The 16,431-nt window shown below is 71.8% G+C and carries 15 protein-coding genes; 3 read left to right on the top strand and 12 right to left on the bottom strand.

The window, feature by feature from the left end:
- Positions 1-12: 12 nt before the first annotated feature.
- From KBX71_RS12315 to KBX71_RS12280, 8 genes are all read right to left on the bottom strand, one after another.
- Positions 13-1,017, bottom strand: coding sequence for a multicopper oxidase domain-containing protein (locus KBX71_RS12315; RefSeq protein WP_210818064.1), 1,005 nt, complete (start codon positions 1,015-1,017; stop codon positions 13-15).
- A gap of 293 nt (positions 1,018-1,310) precedes the next feature.
- A complete protein-coding gene (locus tag KBX71_RS12310; RefSeq protein WP_210818063.1) occupies positions 1,311-2,150 on the bottom strand; it encodes an amino acid ABC transporter ATP-binding protein in 840 nt (279 codons plus the stop codon).
- Positions 2,151-2,154: 4 nt separating this feature from the next.
- The gene (locus KBX71_RS12305) at positions 2,155-2,949 is read right to left on the bottom strand and encodes an amino acid ABC transporter permease (RefSeq protein WP_124820188.1); all 795 of its coding nucleotides are present in this window, start codon (positions 2,947-2,949) and stop codon (positions 2,155-2,157) included.
- A 125-nt stretch (positions 2,950-3,074) separates the two neighbouring features.
- The gene (locus KBX71_RS12300) at positions 3,075-3,893 is read right to left on the bottom strand and encodes a basic amino acid ABC transporter substrate-binding protein (protein WP_124820189.1); all 819 of its coding nucleotides are present in this window, start codon (positions 3,891-3,893) and stop codon (positions 3,075-3,077) included.
- 174 nt (positions 3,894-4,067) lie between these two features.
- The gene (locus KBX71_RS12295) at positions 4,068-4,745 is read right to left on the bottom strand and encodes a hypothetical protein (RefSeq protein WP_210818062.1); all 678 of its coding nucleotides are present in this window, start codon (positions 4,743-4,745) and stop codon (positions 4,068-4,070) included.
- Positions 4,746-4,820: 75 nt separating this feature from the next.
- Complete coding sequence (locus KBX71_RS12290) at positions 4,821-5,732, bottom strand: sulfotransferase (RefSeq protein ID WP_210818061.1); 912 nt, start codon at positions 5,730-5,732, stop codon at positions 4,821-4,823.
- 3 nt (positions 5,733-5,735) lie between these two features.
- Entirely contained in the window at positions 5,736-6,713 is a 978-nt protein-coding gene (locus tag KBX71_RS12285) for a sulfotransferase (RefSeq protein ID WP_210818060.1), read from the bottom strand.
- Positions 6,710-8,107 (bottom strand): glycosyltransferase family 4 protein, encoded by a 1,398-nt coding sequence (locus tag KBX71_RS12280; RefSeq protein WP_210818059.1) that lies wholly within the window; start codon positions 8,105-8,107, stop codon positions 6,710-6,712. Before KBX71_RS12280 ends, KBX71_RS12285 begins: the two co-directional genes overlap by 4 nt.
- A gap of 145 nt (positions 8,108-8,252) precedes the next feature.
- Between KBX71_RS12280 and KBX71_RS12275 the strand changes: the two genes are divergently transcribed.
- The 3 genes from KBX71_RS12275 to KBX71_RS12265 are packed head-to-tail and all read left to right on the top strand — an operon-like array spanning position 8,253 to position 11,456.
- On the top strand, positions 8,253-9,215 hold the full coding sequence (locus KBX71_RS12275; protein ID WP_210818058.1) for a hypothetical protein: 963 nt from the start codon (positions 8,253-8,255) through the stop codon (positions 9,213-9,215).
- Positions 9,208-9,987 carry a sulfotransferase gene (locus tag KBX71_RS12270; RefSeq protein WP_210818057.1) on the top strand — a complete coding sequence of 260 codons (780 nt, stop codon included), beginning with the start codon at positions 9,208-9,210 and terminating at the stop codon, positions 9,985-9,987. Before KBX71_RS12275 ends, KBX71_RS12270 begins: the two co-directional genes overlap by 8 nt.
- Positions 9,984-11,456, top strand: a complete 1,473-nt coding sequence (locus KBX71_RS12265; RefSeq protein WP_210818056.1) for a hypothetical protein — start codon at positions 9,984-9,986, stop codon at positions 11,454-11,456. Before KBX71_RS12270 ends, KBX71_RS12265 begins: the two co-directional genes overlap by 4 nt.
- On the opposite strand, the gene KBX71_RS12260 is transcribed toward KBX71_RS12265, so the two are convergent.
- The 4 genes from KBX71_RS12260 to KBX71_RS12245 are packed head-to-tail and all read right to left on the bottom strand — an operon-like array spanning position 11,453 to position 16,381.
- Positions 11,453-12,307 (bottom strand): sulfotransferase, encoded by an 855-nt coding sequence (locus KBX71_RS12260; protein ID WP_210818055.1) that lies wholly within the window; start codon positions 12,305-12,307, stop codon positions 11,453-11,455. The two genes, KBX71_RS12265 and KBX71_RS12260, sit on opposite strands and share 4 nt — an antisense overlap.
- Positions 12,304-13,893, bottom strand: coding sequence for an oligosaccharide flippase family protein (locus tag KBX71_RS12255; RefSeq protein WP_210818054.1), 1,590 nt, complete (start codon positions 13,891-13,893; stop codon positions 12,304-12,306). Before KBX71_RS12255 ends, KBX71_RS12260 begins: the two co-directional genes overlap by 4 nt.
- A 22-nt stretch (positions 13,894-13,915) precedes the next feature.
- Positions 13,916-14,932, bottom strand: a complete 1,017-nt coding sequence (locus KBX71_RS12250) for a Wzz/FepE/Etk N-terminal domain-containing protein (RefSeq protein WP_210818053.1) — start codon at positions 14,930-14,932, stop codon at positions 13,916-13,918.
- A gap of 24 nt (positions 14,933-14,956) precedes the next feature.
- Positions 14,957-16,381 (bottom strand): O-antigen ligase, encoded by a 1,425-nt coding sequence (locus tag KBX71_RS12245; RefSeq protein ID WP_210818052.1) that lies wholly within the window; start codon positions 16,379-16,381, stop codon positions 14,957-14,959.
- Between the last annotated feature and the right edge of the window lie 50 nt (positions 16,382-16,431).

Raw genomic sequence — 16,431 nt, 5'->3', positions numbered from 1 at the left:
CTTTCGGTTCGGTCAGCTTCCGTGCGTGTGGGTGTGGCCCTGGAACCGGTGGATCGCCTCCTCGGCGCCCGGCGGCATGCTGCCGTCGGCGTTGCGCACCAGGAAGATCCCGGCCATGCCGCCGTCGGAGTGCGTCTGCACGTGGCAGTGGTACATCCACGCGCCAGGTCCGACGCCCTCCCCGGCCAGCACCTGGAAACCGAACGAGCTGCCGGGATTGAGGTCCTTGTTGTCGACCACCAGGCTCGGGTCGGCCGGCCCCTCCAACATCCCGGTGCGGTTGTCCGCCCAGCGATGCGCGTGCAGGTGGAAGGTGTGGAACAGGTTGCCGTGGCCGATGGCGATCCACTCGACGCGCTCGCCCAGGTTCGCCTCGAACATCGGTGTCGCCGGGGCCATCCTGTTGTTGATCATCATGTCGTGGAACACCGCCGTGAACTGCTTCGACGGCAGGATGTCGCCGCGCCGCCGGACGATCAGCGCCCCGTACAGTCCCTTCGCGACACCGCCAGTGCCGTGGTCGGTGCCCATCGCGTGATCGTGGTAGTGCCAGTAGCCGGCGCTGCCCGGCATGTAGCGCCGACCCGCCGCGGCCACCATCTCGTGCGAGCGCCAGACGTACGTCCGCGTCTCACCGGGATTGTTGAACGAGGCGTTGAACGGGCTGCCGTCGGATTCGGTGCTGTAGTCCACGCCGTGCGGGTGGATGGACAGCCGCTGACTGGTGGTGTTGACCAGGGTGATCTCCAGGGTGTCACCCTCGTACATCTCCAGGACGGGGCCCGGGACGGTGGCCTGACCGGGTGCCAGGCCGTACCCGAACAGGTTGCCGGGCAACTGCTCGGCGTAGATGGTGATCTTCTTGGTGACACCGGCGGCGGCCCGGGCGGGGCTGCCGCCGAACGCGGTGCCGATCGTTGGGGCGGACGCGCCCAATGCCCCGGCGGCGAGCGCGCCGGTGGCAATCAGCGATCTGCGGGACAGGTGGCGGTGAGGGCCACCAACGTGATCGTCCATGGGTCTCCGTTCCCGACCGGGCGAAGACGCGACGAGGGCAGGGTGCAGCGACCGCCGAGCACGGGCGGTGGCACGACTGAGGGTGAGGCTCGTCGCGGGCTTTGCTCGGAAGACTCAGAACTTTCGGTGGATGACAGCAACTTATGTAATCCATCGACGAAAGTACAGGTCTGATTGCAAAAAGATTACCTTGACATCACGACGTCCGTCGATTGACATAGTCCTGACACACAAGCAGACGCCGGACTGCCGTCAATGCGGCAACCCGGCGCCAAGCCGTACGGGAGCTGTCGTCAGAGGTTGTGGCGGTCGTCCGCCGGCAGGCCGGGCGTCTGCGGCGGCGCGGGCGGCTGGTCGGGCCGACCGAGCTGCGCGACGTGGGTCGGGTCGAGGACCCGGGAGAGGAACGCGCGGGTCCGTTCGTGCTTCGGCGCGCCGAGCACCTCCTGCGGCGGCCCCTGCTCGACCACCACGCCACCGTCCATGAACACGACCCGGTCGGCGACGTCGCGGGCGAACGCCATCTCGTGGGTGACCACCATCATCGTCATGCCGTCCTCGGCCAGCTTGCGCATGACGGTGAGCACGTCGCCGACGAGTTCCGGGTCGAGCGCGGAGGTCGGCTCGTCGAAGAGCATCAACTTCGGCTCCATCGACAGCGACCGGGCGATCGCCGCCCGCTGCTGCTGGCCACCGGAGAGCTGCGCCGGGAAGGCGTCGGCCTTGTCGGTCAGCCCGACGCGGTCCAGGTTGGCCCGCGCGATCCGCTCGGCCTCGGCCCGACTCCGCCGGAGCACCCGGCGCTGGGCGATGGTGAGGTTGTTCAGGACGGTCAGGTGCGGAAACAGGTTGAACGACTGGAAGACCATGCCGATGCCGCGGCGGACCTCGTCGATCTCGACGTCCGGGTCGGTCATCTCGACCCCGTTCACCCAGATCTTGCCGGCGGTCGGCTCCTCCAGCAGGTCGACGCAGCGCAGCAGCGTCGACTTGCCGGAACCGGACGGCCCGATGACGCAGACCACCTCGCCCTGGCCGACCTCGAAGTCGATTCCCTTGAGCACCTTGAGCGGCCCGAAGGACTTGTGCAGGTCGCGGATCTCCACGGCGGGGCGGGATGGGTTGGTCGTCATGGGGTCACCGGGCCTTGGCGTAGCGGAGTTCGAGGCGTCGTACCACCTGCGACAGCGGCAGGGTGATCACCAGGTAGGCGAGGCCGGCCACCAGCAGCGGAGTCGCGTTCACCCGGTCGTTGAGCATGTCCCGACCGAACTTGGTGATCTCGATGGTCTGCGCCGTCACCCCCAGCACGTAGGCCAGCGACGAGTCCTTGGTGAGCAGGATGAGCTCGTTCGTCAGCGGTGGGATCACGATCCGGAACGCCTGCGGGATGACGATCGTGCGCATGGCGGTGAAGTGCGACATGCCGAGGGTCCGCGCCGCCTCCATCTGCCCCTTCGGCACGGCCTGGATGCCGGCCCGGATCGTCTCCGCCATGTACGCCGCGGCGGTCAACCCGAGGCCGATCGCGATCGAACCGAACACCCCGCCCGGAATCTCACGCTCCGGGAAGGCGATCGGGATGCCGTACCCGACGAGGAAGAGCACCAGCAGCGCGGGCAGACCCCGGAACAGCTCGATGTACGCCGTCGCCACCCAGCGGTACGGCGCCACCCGGGACAGCCGCATCAGCGCCAGGACGGTGCCGAACACGAGGCCGAAGGCGAACGCGCCAAGCGTGTAGAGGACCGTGTTGCGCAGCGCGACAGTGATGATGGTCGGGAACATCGATTTGATGATGTCGACGCGGAAGAACGCGTCGGCCAGCCTGTCCCAGTCCGCGGCGACGAGCACCGTGGCGATGATGGCGATGAAGACCAGGTACTGGAGCCCGAGGGACAGCCGCTCCCGCTGGCGGCGTCGCAGCTTCACGTTCGCTCGTTGCCTTCCCGGAGGTTACCGACGTCGGAGGGCGCGCGGGACGCGCGCCCTCCGGTACTGCGCGGTGCTCAGGCGCTCGGCCGCAGGGCGGCTCAGGCGCTAGGCCGCTACGCGGCTCAGGCGCTGGGCTTCTTGCCGATCCACTTTTCGTAGATCGTGTCGTACGTGCCGTCCTGCTTGGCCTTGGCCAGCGCCTCGTTGATCTTCTTGAGCAGTTCCGGGTTGGCGTCCTTCTTCACGGGGAAGCCGTACTGCTCGCCGGTGTCGAACTCGGCGGCCACCTCGAACCCACCCGGGTTCTTCTTCAGGTACTCGGTCCAGACCGGCAGGTCGTTGATGGCGGCCTCGACCTGGCCGTTGGCGACGGCCTGCTGCAGGGCGGCGAGGTCCTCGAACTCGACGAGCTTCAGGCCCTTCTCCGACTCGAGCTTCTTGGCGTAGTCACGACCGGTGGTGGCCGCCTGGACGCCGAGCTTCTTGCCCTTGAGGTCGTCGAGCGACTTGTACGTCTTGCCGGTCTTCACCAGCATCGCCTGGGTGGCGTCGAAGTAGGGATCGGAGAAGTCGATCACCTTCCGCCGCTCCTCGGTGATCGTCATGCCGGCGGCGGCCGCGTCGCACTTGCCGGTGTTGAGGTCCTGGCCGGACTTGATCCCCTCGAACGGGGTGTCGATGATCGTCTGCTCGACGCCGAGGTCCTTGGCGACCAGGTCCATGATCTCGACGTCGAAGCCGGTCACCTTGCCGCTGGCGTCCTTGGACTGGAACGGCGGGTACGGCAGGTGGGTGCAGACGGTCAGCTTGCCGGCAGCGACCAGCTTGACACCGCTCGCCTGGACCTCACTGTCGTCCTTCTTCGCGCAGCCCGCGCTCAGCGCGAGGGCGGCGACGGCCACGACGAGGCCGGCCTGACGGACGGCGCTTGGGAACCTCACGGCTGTGTCCCTCCGATTCGGCTTCCATCGCACGGAAAGCCTGTCTGGTTCATAGACTTTGCGAAAGCGACCGTACCCGATCCGTCCCGTCGCCCCCAGATCCCGCGCGACCGCCCGGCCGGGGCGGCACGCCGACCCACGCCGGCAAACCGGACACCGGGGCAGCAAAGCGCCTCAGCCGCCGGTTCCCTCCTCCGCCCCGTCCGGGGTGAGCGCCCCTCCGTGCGGGTCTGTGTCCAGGAACACGTGCTGGTGGCCCTGACCGGCATCGACGCTGACCTGGTCGAGCTGGGTCGCCGCGACCGACCAGATCGTCGCGGCCTCGGCCGCCTGCCGCGCGCTGACGTCCAGCAGGGCCGCACGCTGCGCGGCCGGAACGCCGGCGGCCAGAGCGTAGGCGTCGACGGCCAGCGACGCCTGCTGGACAGCTCCGCGCAATCCCCCGCGCGCCACGTTGGTGGCGGTGGTCCCCGACGGCGGGTCGGCGAACGGCGCGGCCGCCTGGCGCATGACCTCCTGCCACTGGCGCGCCTTCGCCGCGTCCGGCGCCCCTGCGCCGGTCGTCTCCGTCTTGATGGCGGCCAGGACCGGGGCAACCTGGTCGCGAACACGTCGGGCCGTCTCGATCAGCTCCGCGATCTGCTGGGCGTCCCGCTTCGCCTCGTCCTGCTTGATGCTCGCGATGGCCGCCTCGGTGGCGTCCGGACGGCCCACCTGGTAGCCGACCAACCCACCCAGCAACGCGGTGACCAGCGCGATCACGCCCGCGACTGCGGCGTAGCGCGCTGTGCGGCGACGACCGACACTGGCCTTGTCCAACTGGTAGGAGGGTCGGCCGGTACGGCGCGCCATCGCATCTCCTCACATCGATGGTGTGGGGCCAAAGATTAACCGCCCCCGTGACGTCCGTCGATAGCGCGGACGGCGCTAGACGGGGTAGCCCCACTCGGCCAGCGGTTTCTCCAGCACCCGTTCGATAGCGGCGAGCTGCGCCAGGCTGAGTTCCTCCCGGTACGCCTCCGCCCGGCCCACAGTGAAGTCGTACCGGGAGAAGCCCTTCTCGAAGGCGGGCGACCAGCTCAGGCCGAGAAAGTCGAGCATCCGGCCCACCTGCTGGCGCGGCTGCTCGACCAGGTCCTCGTAGCGCACGTCCAGCCACTGGTCGGCCGGGTGACGCAACCGAGCCTGCGCGAAGGCGTCCATCAGCATCTTCCAGCCGAGCGCGGCGAGCACCTGGAAGGAGCGGGCGGACTCGGCCCACTCCTCCCGCAGGTCGGACGGGAGCGGGCCGTAGATCCAGTTGTCCGGCCCGCGCCAGCCGTCCCACCAGCCCATCTGGAGCCACGAGTTGGCCACCGCCCGGCCGTCGCGCACCACGTTGACCACCCGCAGTTCCGGGTACGCGGCGTGCAGCAGGCCGGTGCGCGGCCACCCGGTGACGTGCTGCACCAGCTGCTGACAGCCCTGCCGCGCGATCCGCTCGTCGAAGAAGGCCCGCAGCCGCCGGGCCACGAACGGCGTCAGGTCCTCGGCCACCAGGTCCCGGCACGGTCGGGAGAAGCCGGCCAGCACCTGCCTGTCGAGCAGGTGGTACGCCTCCGACGGGGCCACCCGGAGCCGGCCCCGCTCCAGCAACCGTCGACTGTGTCGCAGCGAGGTCATCCCCGCCGGGCGTGGCGCCGAGCGCCGGTAGAGCGTGCCGTTGAACCTGCCCTTGGGGTTGAGCCGGGCGAGCTTGTCGTCCAGGCCGGAGACGAAGCCGACCGCGGGATGCCGGGAGAGCAACTCCTGGACCAGTGTCGAACCGCAGCGACCGGTGCCCACCACCAGTGAGAGCATCGTTCAGCCTTCCTGCCGGGTGGCGGGTGAGATAGCCGTCGGGCGGCGTAACGGGTAGCCGAACCGGGTCAGGGCCACGGCGGTCAGCCCGGTCACCACGGCGTACGCGCGGGTGGGGAGCCCGCCCACCCACTCCGTGTCGGCGACCACGTCGACCAGCCCGGTGCGGTGCCGCGAGGGGTTGCCGGCCACCGAGTGGGTGGGGGTGAGCCGCACCGTGGCCGGTGTCGGGAACGGAAGCTCTGCGGGGTTCGCGCCGACGAAGCCGGCGATCCGGGCGGTGACGCCGGCCGGGTCGGCCACGAAGTCCTCGTACCGCACCCGCAGGTAGCGGCCCGGCGCGCGGCGGCGGCCACCCCACAGTCGTACGGTCGCGGTGTTCCAGACCAGCCAGAGCAGCGCGGCCTTGCCGACGGGTGGTCGGCTCATCAACTGGTCGTCGGCGGGCCCGTCCAACGGCCGTCGGCGACGCCAGGAGTACGCGGTCGCGCGCGGGTCGCGCACCACGTGCAGGACGTACAGGTCGATGCCGGGCAGGCTGCCGAGCAGGGCGCCGTACGGCGGCAGTTTGGAGGAGTCGACGATGACGCCGTCCGACCGGCCGGCCAGGGCGTGCTCGGCGATCGAGGCGTAGAGCCGGGCCAGGTGCGTGTCGTCGGGGTGGCCCGCGACCGGCGGCTGCCCCCGACGCTCACGGCGCAGCAGTGCGGGCAGCCCGCGCAGCCGCAACCGTTGGGCCAACCGGGCGGCGATCCCGGCCGGGTCGGCGTCGGTCAGATCGGCGCGCACGCGGGCCCAGAGCGGGCAGTCGGTCACCGGGGAACCACAGCCGCAGGGCCGGTTCTCCAGGATGCCGCGCCGCCACAGGTACCGCAGCTCGCCCGCCGCGAAGAACCCCGGCACCTGTCCCAGGACCGTGGTCACCAGCGTGCTGCCACTGCGACCGCTGCCGGCGAGGTAGAGCACCCGCACCGGGCTCACCGGGCCACTCCCCCACCGGCTGCGGCACGGCCGGCCCGCCGCCGCGACGACAGCGTCTCGGCGGCCTCCGCGTACAGCCCACGGATCCGGTCCAGGTGCCGGTCCGGAGTGAACCGCGCGGCGATCTTCGCCCGGCCGGCCCGGCCCATCCGGTACGCCCGCTGGGGGTCGGCCAGGATGTCGGTCAGCGCGTCACCGAGGGCGGTGGGATCGTCGGCGGCGACGACGCGACCGTCCACCTCGGACTCCACCAGCTCGGGCAGCCCACCCAGGTCGGTGGCGACCACCGGCACAGCGCAGGCGAACGCCTCCAGCACCGCCATCGGTTGGTTCTCGTGCCACCGGGACGGGACGGCGACCACCGCCGCCGACCGGATCAGCTCGTGCAGGCGTGGCTTGTCGAGACGGCCGTGGAACCGGACCCGGCCGGGCGCCCGCCGGGCGGCGAGCGCCTCCAGCTCCGGGCGGGCCGGGCCGTCTCCGGCGACGTCCACGCCGATCCCGTCCGGCAGCGCGGCGGCCGCCTCGATCAGCACGTCGACGCCCTTCTCCGGCGACAGTCGCCCGGCGAAGACGACACCGCCGCCGGGTGTCTGCTTCGCCGCGACGCCGGTCAGGTCGACGAAGTGGTTGACCACCCGCAGCCGGTCCGGGTAGACGCCCGCGCGACGCATCACGTCGGCCAGGAACCCACTCGGGCTGACGAAGAGCTGCACCGGGTCGTACGCGTCGAACTGCCTGTGCAACCAGGACTCGACCGCGAGCAGTCCACTGCGCGACAGCGACCCGTCCTTGCAGCGGCGACGGGCCGCCTGCAACGGGCCACCGGTGACGCACGCCTGGCAGGGGCGGCCCCGGTCCAGCAGTTGGTAGCTCGGGCAGGCGAGCTTGTAGTCGTGCATGGTCAGCACGCACGGCACACCGGCCGAGCGGGCCGCGGCGAGCACCGACGGGGAGAGTTGGTGGTAGATGTTGTGCAGGTGCAGCACGTCCGGCCGGAAGTCGTCGATCACCCGGGCCAGCCCGCGACGGCTCGTCGGTGACCACAGCATCCGGCCGACGGCCACCGCGCGAGGCCGTACCCCGCTCGGCGCCGGTTCCAGCTCCACTTCGGACGGGAACCACGCGGCGTACGGCAGCGAGGGCTCGTTCTCCGGGTGGCTCATGCCGAAGTAGGCGACCGTGTCACCCGCGGCCCGTTGCAGGTCGGCGAGATCGAGCAGGTACCCCTCGGCGCCGCCACGGCGGTAGAGGAACTTGTTCACATGCAGCACGCGCATCGACTCGGCCTGCTCACGTCGATCGGGCGGTCCGGGCCCGGGGGTGGTGACCGGGGTCTGCCCGCCCCGGCCAGCGCCCACGGTATGCAGGGCGGGTCGGCGAGTCCAGCTCACGTTTGGCATGGTGGCTGAACGGGTGATCTTCGTCTGCCCGTGCGGTCCGCAGCCTGGCCTCCCGCCATGATCTCCCGATAGCCTGGCTGCCGCCGGTCGCACCCGCTTCCCGATGGGCCGGGCCGGTGCCCGACGAGGAGGACCCGTGGCAGTCGACGACGAGGTCTCCGCGCTCGCGTACACCGCCCGGAGGGTCCGGCGGCATCTGCGCTGGGCGCGTACCGAGGGGATCGGACGGCTGATCGAGGAGGACCGCCTCAACCCGGTCGACCGGATCGGCACGGCCCTGGCCAAGTGGCGCTGGCGACGGCAGGCCGGCCGGACGCCCGGCTCGGCGATGCCGGTCTACCTTGTCGGTCTGCAACGCTCCGGCACGAACATGCTGGTCCGGGGCCTGGACGCCGCCGCAGAGGTCGAGGTCCGCAACGAGAACGACAGCACCCTCTTCCACCGCTTCCAACTACGCCCGGACGCGGTGCTGACCGCCGCCATCCAGCGCAGCCGGCACGCGTACGTCCTGGTCAAGCCGCTCTGCGAGAGCCACCGGGTGGACGAGTTGCTGGCCCTGCCGGGGCTGACGCCCGGGCGCGCGCTCTGGGTCTACCGCGACGTCGACGACCGGGCCCGCTCCGAGGTCGCCAAGTTCGGTGACGCCAACCTGCGTGCCCTGCGGGCGATCGCCGACGGCAGCATCGGCCAACGGTGGCAGGGGCAGCGCCTCGACGCCGACACCGTCGAGCTGGTCCGGGCCCACGACCCGCAGCTGTTGGATCCGCACAGCGGCGCGGCGCTGTTCTGGTACGTCCGCAACTCGCTCGTCTTCCAGCTCGGCCTGGACCAGCGGGCCGACGTGCTGCTCTGTCGCTACGACAGCCTGGTCGCGGAGCCCGCCGCGCAGATCCGGCGGCTCTGCGCCTTCCTCGACTTCCCCTACCATTCCCGGCTGCACGCGCACATCGCCCCACGCGAGTCGTACGGCGCGGCGGGTCAGCGGCGGCTACCGATCGACAGGCGCGTCCGGGCTCGCTGCGACGAGTTGACCGACCGGCTCGACCGCGCCGCGGCCGACGCCCGATCCGAGACGACGAAGGCGGTCGACAGTGTCTGAGACCGGAACCCGCACCGCGCCGATCTTCCTGGTCGGGTGCCAACGGTCGGGCACCACGATGGTGCGCCTCGTCCTGGACTCGCACTCGCGGATCAGCTGCGGCCCGGAGACCCGGTTCCTCCCGGACCTGCGGCGGATCGTCGGCCGGGACTGGGACCGGCTGGCCCGCTTCGGCTTTCCGCGCGAGGACTGGCTGCGACGCATCCGGGACTTCTTCGGCGGCGTGCACGCCGACTACGCCGCCGCGCGGGGCAAGACCCGGTGGGCCGACAAGACCCCGCTGTACGCGATGTCGCTCGACTTCGTCACCGAGGTCTTCCCGGACGCCCAGATCGTGCACCTGATCCGGGACGGACGCGACGTGGTGGTCTCGCACCGCAAACGGTTCGGCTACTGGTCCGCGGTGAAGTGCGTGGTGAAGTGGCCGCGCTACATCCGCGCCGCGCGTGCGGTCGGCGCCACCCTGCCGGCGGACCGCTACTACGAGCTGCGGTACGAGCAGGCGGTCAGCGAGCCGGAGAAGGCGATGCGGGGCCTCTTCGAGTTCCTCGGCGAGCCGTGGGAGGACGGCATCCTCGACTACGACAGCAAGCAGCACGACGTGGCCCAGAAGTACACCACCGAGGCGGAGAAGCGGCGGGCTGCGGCCAGCGTCACCGCGCCGATCTACGGCTCCCGGGTGGGCAGCCACCGCCGCGAGCTCGACCCGTTCCTGCGCCTGCTGGTCTGGGTCTTCTCCGGTCCGACCCTGCGCGCCCTGGGCTACCGGTGACCCGCCCGTTCCGGCTGCGGACGGTCGCCGCCGCCGTCGCCGCCACGCTCCTGCTCACCGCCGGCTGCACCGCCCGCGACGACGCGCCGCCGCCGGCCGCCGCCCCCTCGGTGACGGCGGCACCCGGAGCCACAAACACAGTGGACGGGGTGCCCAACCCGTTCGGCGCGCACTGGGACTGGTCGCGGTACCAGCAGTTCGGGCCGTACCTGCGCCGGCTCGCCGGTTCGGCGACGTACGAGGAGATCTCCTGGTGCGAGATCGAACGGACCTCGGGGCAGGCGGACTGGGCCGGGTTGGACGAGATCGCCACGCGCAGTCGGGAGCTGGGCATCACCCTGCACCTGAAGATCCGTACCGGCGTGTGCTGGGCGACCGGCGGCACCGCCCGCCACACCCGGGGCACGGCGAACAAGACCGAGTCGGCGATGCCCACCGACCTCGGCGCGTACCAGCGGTTCGTCCGCTCGGTGGTCCAGCGCTACGGCCCGTACGGCGTGCGGGAGTACGCCATCGAGAACGAGGTGAACGCGCCGAGCTACTGGGCCGGCAGCCCCGAGGACTACGCACGACTGGTCCGGGCCGCCGCCGAGACGATCCGCGCGACCGACCCGAAGGCGCGGGTGGTCGACTCCGGCATCAGCAGTGTCGCGTACGGCATGGGTGTCGCCGACCGGCTGGTACGCGCCGGTCGGGTGCCCGAGGCCATCACCGCCTACCAGGCGTACTTCCAACGCCGGGTCGGCACCCGGGGGCAGCAGATCCCGGCGGTGACCGGGGAGGCGCAGCTACGTCGGGCGCTCGGCACCGAGACCAACAGCCGCAGTCTGCGTTTCCTGGCGGTGACCGAGTCCCTGCTGACCGACCGCACCGTCGACGTCCGGCAGGTGCACTTCTACGAGCACTTCAGCGGGGTGGCCCCGCTGCTGGACTACCTGCGCGCCACCACACCGGCGGGTACTCCGCTCCAGGCGTGGGAGGTCGGACAGTTCTGGCGCGACGGCGACGGTGACCCGGCCAGCCGGGCGGCGGAGATGGTCAAGACGGTCACCCTGCTGGCCGCCGGCGGGATCGGCGAGATCAGTTGGTTGCCGTTGGCGTACAACCCGAACAACGCGGCCGGCAGCGAGGTCCGCTACGGCCTGCTCGACCCGGACGGCACCGAACGCGAGTCCGGCCGGATGCTGGCGGCCCTGGCCGACGCGGCCCGGGGCGCCACCGTCACCCCGTTGCCCGCCTCGGTGGCCGGCAGGCTGAACGGGGTCGCCTTCGTCCGGGGTGGATCGAGCACGCTGGTGCTCTGGTCGGCGTCGAACACGCCGGTGACCGTGCCGGCGGCGCCGGGCGGGCGCACCGGGGCTGTGGGTTCCCCGTTGGGCGCGGCCGGCGGCGGCACCACAGTGACCGACGTTCCCGTCCTGCTCCGCGCCGACCAGCCGGTGGAGCGGATCCTCGCCACCGTCCGCTAACGGGCCGGCCAGGGTTCGGGCCAGTCGAGCAGGGTGGCCAGGCGGGCGTTGTGCGGCGCGAAGTGCTCGCCCAGACGGTCCCGCAGGGCCGGCGTGAGCTGCGAGGGGCCGTGGTCGACGCGACGGGTGTGCCGGGTGAACGCCTCGGGGGTGAAGGCCGGCAGGCCGAGGAAGCGCAGGATCTCGCCGTACGTGCCGGCCGGGTCGGCGTGCAGGTCCTCGGTCCGTGCGACGTGGATCCGCTCGCGCGGGACCGCCGCGAACCACAGGTCCAACTGCTCGGCGTAACGACCCCGGGCCGCGTACGAATGATTGCGCAACGCCCGGTGCGCGGCGGGGCTGTCCGGGCCTCCCCGCGTCGCCAGCGCCAGCCGCTCGTCCTCCGCGTCCAGCGCGTCGGCGAAGGAGAGCGGCTCGGCCCCGTACGAGCGGGTGTGCAGGTAGTGCGAGTAGGCCCGCTGCACCGGGTCACGCAGCAGTGCGACGAAGCGGGCCTCCGGCAGGGTCGCCGCGACGCGGGACGGCACGCTCGGGTGGAACAGGTAGTAGGGGCTCGCCTCGAACGTGCGCTCGCCCGGGGCGAGGCGTGGGAAGTGCCCCCGGTACCACCGCTCCCCCCGACCGTGGTGGACGCTGAAGTACTGCAACTCCTTGCCGCTGGCCACCCGGACCCGGGGATGCGCGGCGAGGTGGTGGTACAGCGACGTGGTGCCACAACGCTGCCCACCGATCACCAGGAAGTCGGGCAGCGGACCGGGCTCTCCCGGTCGCACCGCGCGTCCCCAGGCCCGCGCCGCGCGTACCCCCCGGCGCAGCCGGTCGGTGACCTGACGCCGCACGACGCCGGTCACGAGCGGACCCTGGTGCGGTCGGTGTCCACACCGGCGCCGTCGGCGGGGCCGGCCAGAGCGCGTCGACCACCTCGGCGGGTCACCGAGCGCAGCACCATGACGTCCTCCCGGCTGAGCCCGAGGGCGAGCACCACGGCGAGGTACGCCGCCACGATCCCGACCAGACCGACAGCGAGCTGCGCGGTCCAGCCCTCGACCAGCCAGCGCACACCGAACCCGACGCCCATCGCGACAAGCGCGGCGACCAGGCCCTTGACCATGCCCGCCGTCACCGGCACGGTGTGCACCTGCGCGCGTACCTGCCAGACCCGGGCGATGTTCACCGCCGCCAGCGAGACCGCCCAGGCCACCGCCGCGCCGAGAATGCCGTACGCCGGGATGAGCCAGAGGTTGAGCAGGACGTTGAGCAGCAGGGCGGCGAGGTTGTCCGCCATGTTGACCGACACCCGGCCGGACATGTTCAGCAGCGTCCCGCAGGGCCCGGTCGCGGCGTTGACGAGTTGGCCGAGCGCCAGCACGACAGTCACCGCCGCGCCGCCGGCCAGACCCGGCCCGCCGACCAGGCGCAGCAACTGCTCCGGGAAGACCAGCAACGCCACGAAGGCCGGCAGCGACAGCCGTAGCACCCAACCCGTGGCGACCCGGTAGATCCGGCGTACCTCGTCCAGTCGGCCCTGGTGGTAGAGGTGCGCCAGGTGCGGACCGAACGAGGCGTTGACAGGCGCCAGCACGAACACCGCGATCGTGACCAGCCGGGTCGCCACGTGGTAGACGCCGATCGCGTCGGGACCGTAGTCGAAGAAGCCGAGCAGCAACGCGTCCACCCAGATCAGCCCGGTGGACGACAGCGAGGAGACCCAGCTGACCGTGGAGAACCGGAACAGCTCGCCCGGCCGGTACGCGGGCCGGGCGGCGGGCACCCGGCGCACCATCCGGGCGAGCGCCACGAGGGCGAGCGCGGCGGCGCTCCAGCTCGCCGCCACCAGCGCCCAGAACGCGCCGGTCAGGCCCGCCCCGAGGGCGAGCGCCAGCGCGGTGAGCACCAGCCGGGCGGCCGGCTCGTAGACCTGGCCGATGAGGGCGTAGGCCCGTTGCGTGCGCCAGCCCCGGGTGGCCGCGAGTGCGGCCTCGCAGACGGTGGCGGCGGGCAGGCACAGCGCCACCAACCGCAGCCCGGTGGTGAGCTGTGGGTCGTGCAGGGCGTCGGCGAGCCACGGCGCGCCGACCGCCAGACCGAGGGCGATCACCGTGGACGCCAGGGCCGAGATGCCGATCCCGAGCCGGATCGCGCCCCGGAGGGCGGCCGGCTCGTCGTCGGCGAGATGCACCGCCACGAACCGGGTCAGCCCGGCCCGGAAACCGGAGAGCGAGAGCAGTCCGAGCAGCGACAGTACGGCGTAGACCTGGGCGTACCTGCCGAGTTCGCGTACACCCAGGGCCCGGGCCAGCAACAGCATGACCAGGAAGAGCGCCACCTGGCTGAGCACGGCGCTGCCCAGGTTCAGCACACCGCCGCGGGCCATGCCGCGTACCTGCTGGTCGCCGGCCTCCGGCGCGGCCGGCGGCCGGCCGGTCACCTCGCGCACCCGGCGGCCCGTTCTCCGAGGGTCACGGCCGTGCCGCGGTCACGGTCTCCGCCGGCACCGAGGGAGCCGCAGCGGTCGCCGCCGGGGCCGCCGGGCGGGCGGCGACACGACCCCGCGAGAGCAGTTCGAGTACGCCCACCAGCAGCACCCCGAGCAGCAGACCGGCGCCGCCCACCGGCAGGGCGGTGCGCACCAGCTCCGTCATCCGGCTCACCTCGTGCGCCTCGCCGATGCTTGTCACCTGCTTCGGATCGGCGGCCTGGGCCTGCGCCCGCGCCGCCTGCAACCCCTCCCGCGCCTGGGACAGGGCGTTGGTCGCCGCGTCCCGCTGGGCGAGCAGGGCCTGGTAGTCGGGGAGCTTCGGCCCCAGCTCGTCGAGCTTCTTCTGGGCGGCGGTGATCGCGTCGGTCGCCGCGTCGACACCTCGGCCGTTGCCGACCGCCTGCATGGAGAGCTGCTGCTGACGCAGACTGGTCAGCTCGCCCAGCGTCGCCTGGTAGATCCGGTCCGGCTGGGAGACCTTGTTCGTCTTCTCCCACTCGGTGATCGCCCTGGTCGCCGCGGTGACGTCGGCGTTGGCCGCCTCGACCTCGCCGGTGGCGATGCCGACCTGGGAGGAGAAGAGGAAGGCCAGCGCCCGGGTGGTGGTCGCGGTCAGCACCGGTGCGACAGTCGCCCGGTCACCGGCGGTGTACGTCACCTCCAGCTGACTGCTCGCGCCGACCTGGGTGATGGCGAGCCCGTCGCGCAGCCGCTCCGGCGCCACCCCGGTGTCACCGGCCACGTCGGCGAGGACCCGGGGCGAGGTGACCGCCGCGCCGAACGCCGCGACGAACTGGTTCGCCGCCTGCGTACCGCTGTACTGCGTCCCAGCCGCACCGCCGCCCACCAGGGCCGGCGCCGCCACGTACGCGGTCCCACCGAACTGCTGTGGCGCGAACAGGACGATGGCGGCCGCGGCGCCGGTGGCGAGCACCGGCACCCCCACGAGTACCCAGAGGCGCCGCCGGGCGACCCGCAGGTAGTCGACGATCTCCACTTTTTCCCCAATGCTGTCGTTCAGTCAAACCGGGACGGACGTGCGTCGTGGCTGCTCGCCGGTCAGGTTCGGAGCCGGTGGGCGGGCGATCACACTGGCCGCCGCGGCGAACGCCACGAAGTACCAGAGGGTGACCACGTTGGAAATGACGTTGGAGGCGGCGCTGACCGCCACGAACGCGGCGGCGCAGCCGGCGAACCCGACCGCGACGCCGCGCTCGAAGCTGCCCGGAGGCGCCCGCCGCAGCGCGCTCCGCGCGGTGCGCAGAAAGGCGAACAGCATCAGCAGGTACGCCCCGAGACCGAGCAGTCCGGTCTCCACGTACGCCCGCAGGAAGTCGTTGTGCGGCTTCTTCGCCTCATCGGTCTCGCGCTGGGTCATGTTCGGCCCGATGCCGGTCACCGGGTTCCGGTCGGCGAGCGTGACGATCTCGGTCCAGTAGCCCAGTCGCCACGCCAGGGTGTTTCCGGTCGGGTCTCCGCCGACAGAGCGCGACGTGCCGAGTTGGGCGAACCGCTCGCCGACGGCGGGCACCAGGGCCACCCCGGCGATCGCCACCACGCAGAGGGTGACCAGCATCCGTTTGCTGCGATGCAGCGCCGCGACCACCATCAGGCCGATCGCCGCACCGAGCAGGGCACTGCGGGTGTTGGTGAGCAGCAGGAACAGCAGCGAGAGCGCGAGCAGCACCCCGAGCGTCACCCGCAGTCGACGATCCAGGAAGCGGTACACCGCGAACCCGAAGATCACCATGAACATCAGGTAGCGGCCGAACGTGGTCGACTGGCTGAACGTGCCGCTGATCCGGGTGAAGTCCCCCTTCACCTCGGCCGGCGGGTTGCCGAGCAGCGACAGGACGACTGTGTAGCCCAGCGCCAGCACCAGGGAGGCGTAGCAGGCGAGCAGGACCCGACGGATCGCCGCGGTGTCCGGCATGAGCTGTTCCAGCACCACGAACATCACCACCACGGTGAGGATCCGCAACGCCTCCAACAGGCTGTTCGCCGGCCGGCTGGCACCGAGGGCGCTGACCACGCTGCTGGCGCCGACGAGCAGCATGGCCCAGCTGAGCGGGGAGCCACGCAACCCCCCGCGCCGGCTGAGCTGTGCGGCCAGCCAGAGCCCGGCGGCGAGCAGGAACAGCACCGCGAGCACTGTGGAGGGGTCCATCGCCCGGGCCGTCCCGGCGGACTCGGCCCGGCCGGCGCTCGGGCCGGTCAGCTTGAACAGGTCGACGCAGGAACGCACCGCGAGCATCAGCAGCACGTACCCGGCGAACCGGGTCAGCGCGAGGGCCGCCACCGCGATCCCCACGACCGCCGCGAGCGGCAGCACCATGCCCCTACGGTCACCGGCCGCCATGGAGACACCCGCGACCACCGCCACGACGGCGGCGGCCAACGCCGCGCCGCCGGTGAGGAGGCGGGTCGGGTCGAGCCGCCTGGTCATGGGCGGAGTGACCTGCTGCGTGTGTTGTTCCACTGGTCCCACTGAACTGA

It is taken from the genome of Micromonospora sp. D93 (assembly GCF_018070365.1).
GTDB lineage: Bacteria > Actinomycetota > Actinomycetes > Mycobacteriales > Micromonosporaceae > Micromonospora > Micromonospora ureilytica.
Note: the sequence above shows the minus strand (reverse complement) of the source record. Positions and strands in the feature narration are given on the sequence as shown.

What these genes read in the sequence shown, in the direction of transcription:
- KBX71_RS12315 (WP_210818064.1), bottom strand. Translation starts at nt 1,017, where the DNA reads ATGGACGATCACGTTGGTGGCCCTCACCGCCACCTGTCCCGCAGATCG.
- KBX71_RS12310 (WP_210818063.1), bottom strand. Translation starts at nt 2,150, where the DNA reads ATGACGACCAACCCATCCCGCCCCGCCGTGGAGATCCGCGACCTGCAC.
- KBX71_RS12295 (WP_210818062.1), bottom strand. Translation starts at nt 4,745, where the DNA reads ATGGCGCGCCGTACCGGCCGACCCTCCTACCAGTTGGACAAGGCCAGT.
- KBX71_RS12290 (WP_210818061.1), bottom strand. Translation starts at nt 5,732, where the DNA reads ATGCTCTCACTGGTGGTGGGCACCGGTCGCTGCGGTTCGACACTGGTC.
- KBX71_RS12245 (WP_210818052.1), bottom strand. Translation starts at nt 16,381, where the DNA reads ATGACCAGGCGGCTCGACCCGACCCGCCTCCTCACCGGCGGCGCGGCG.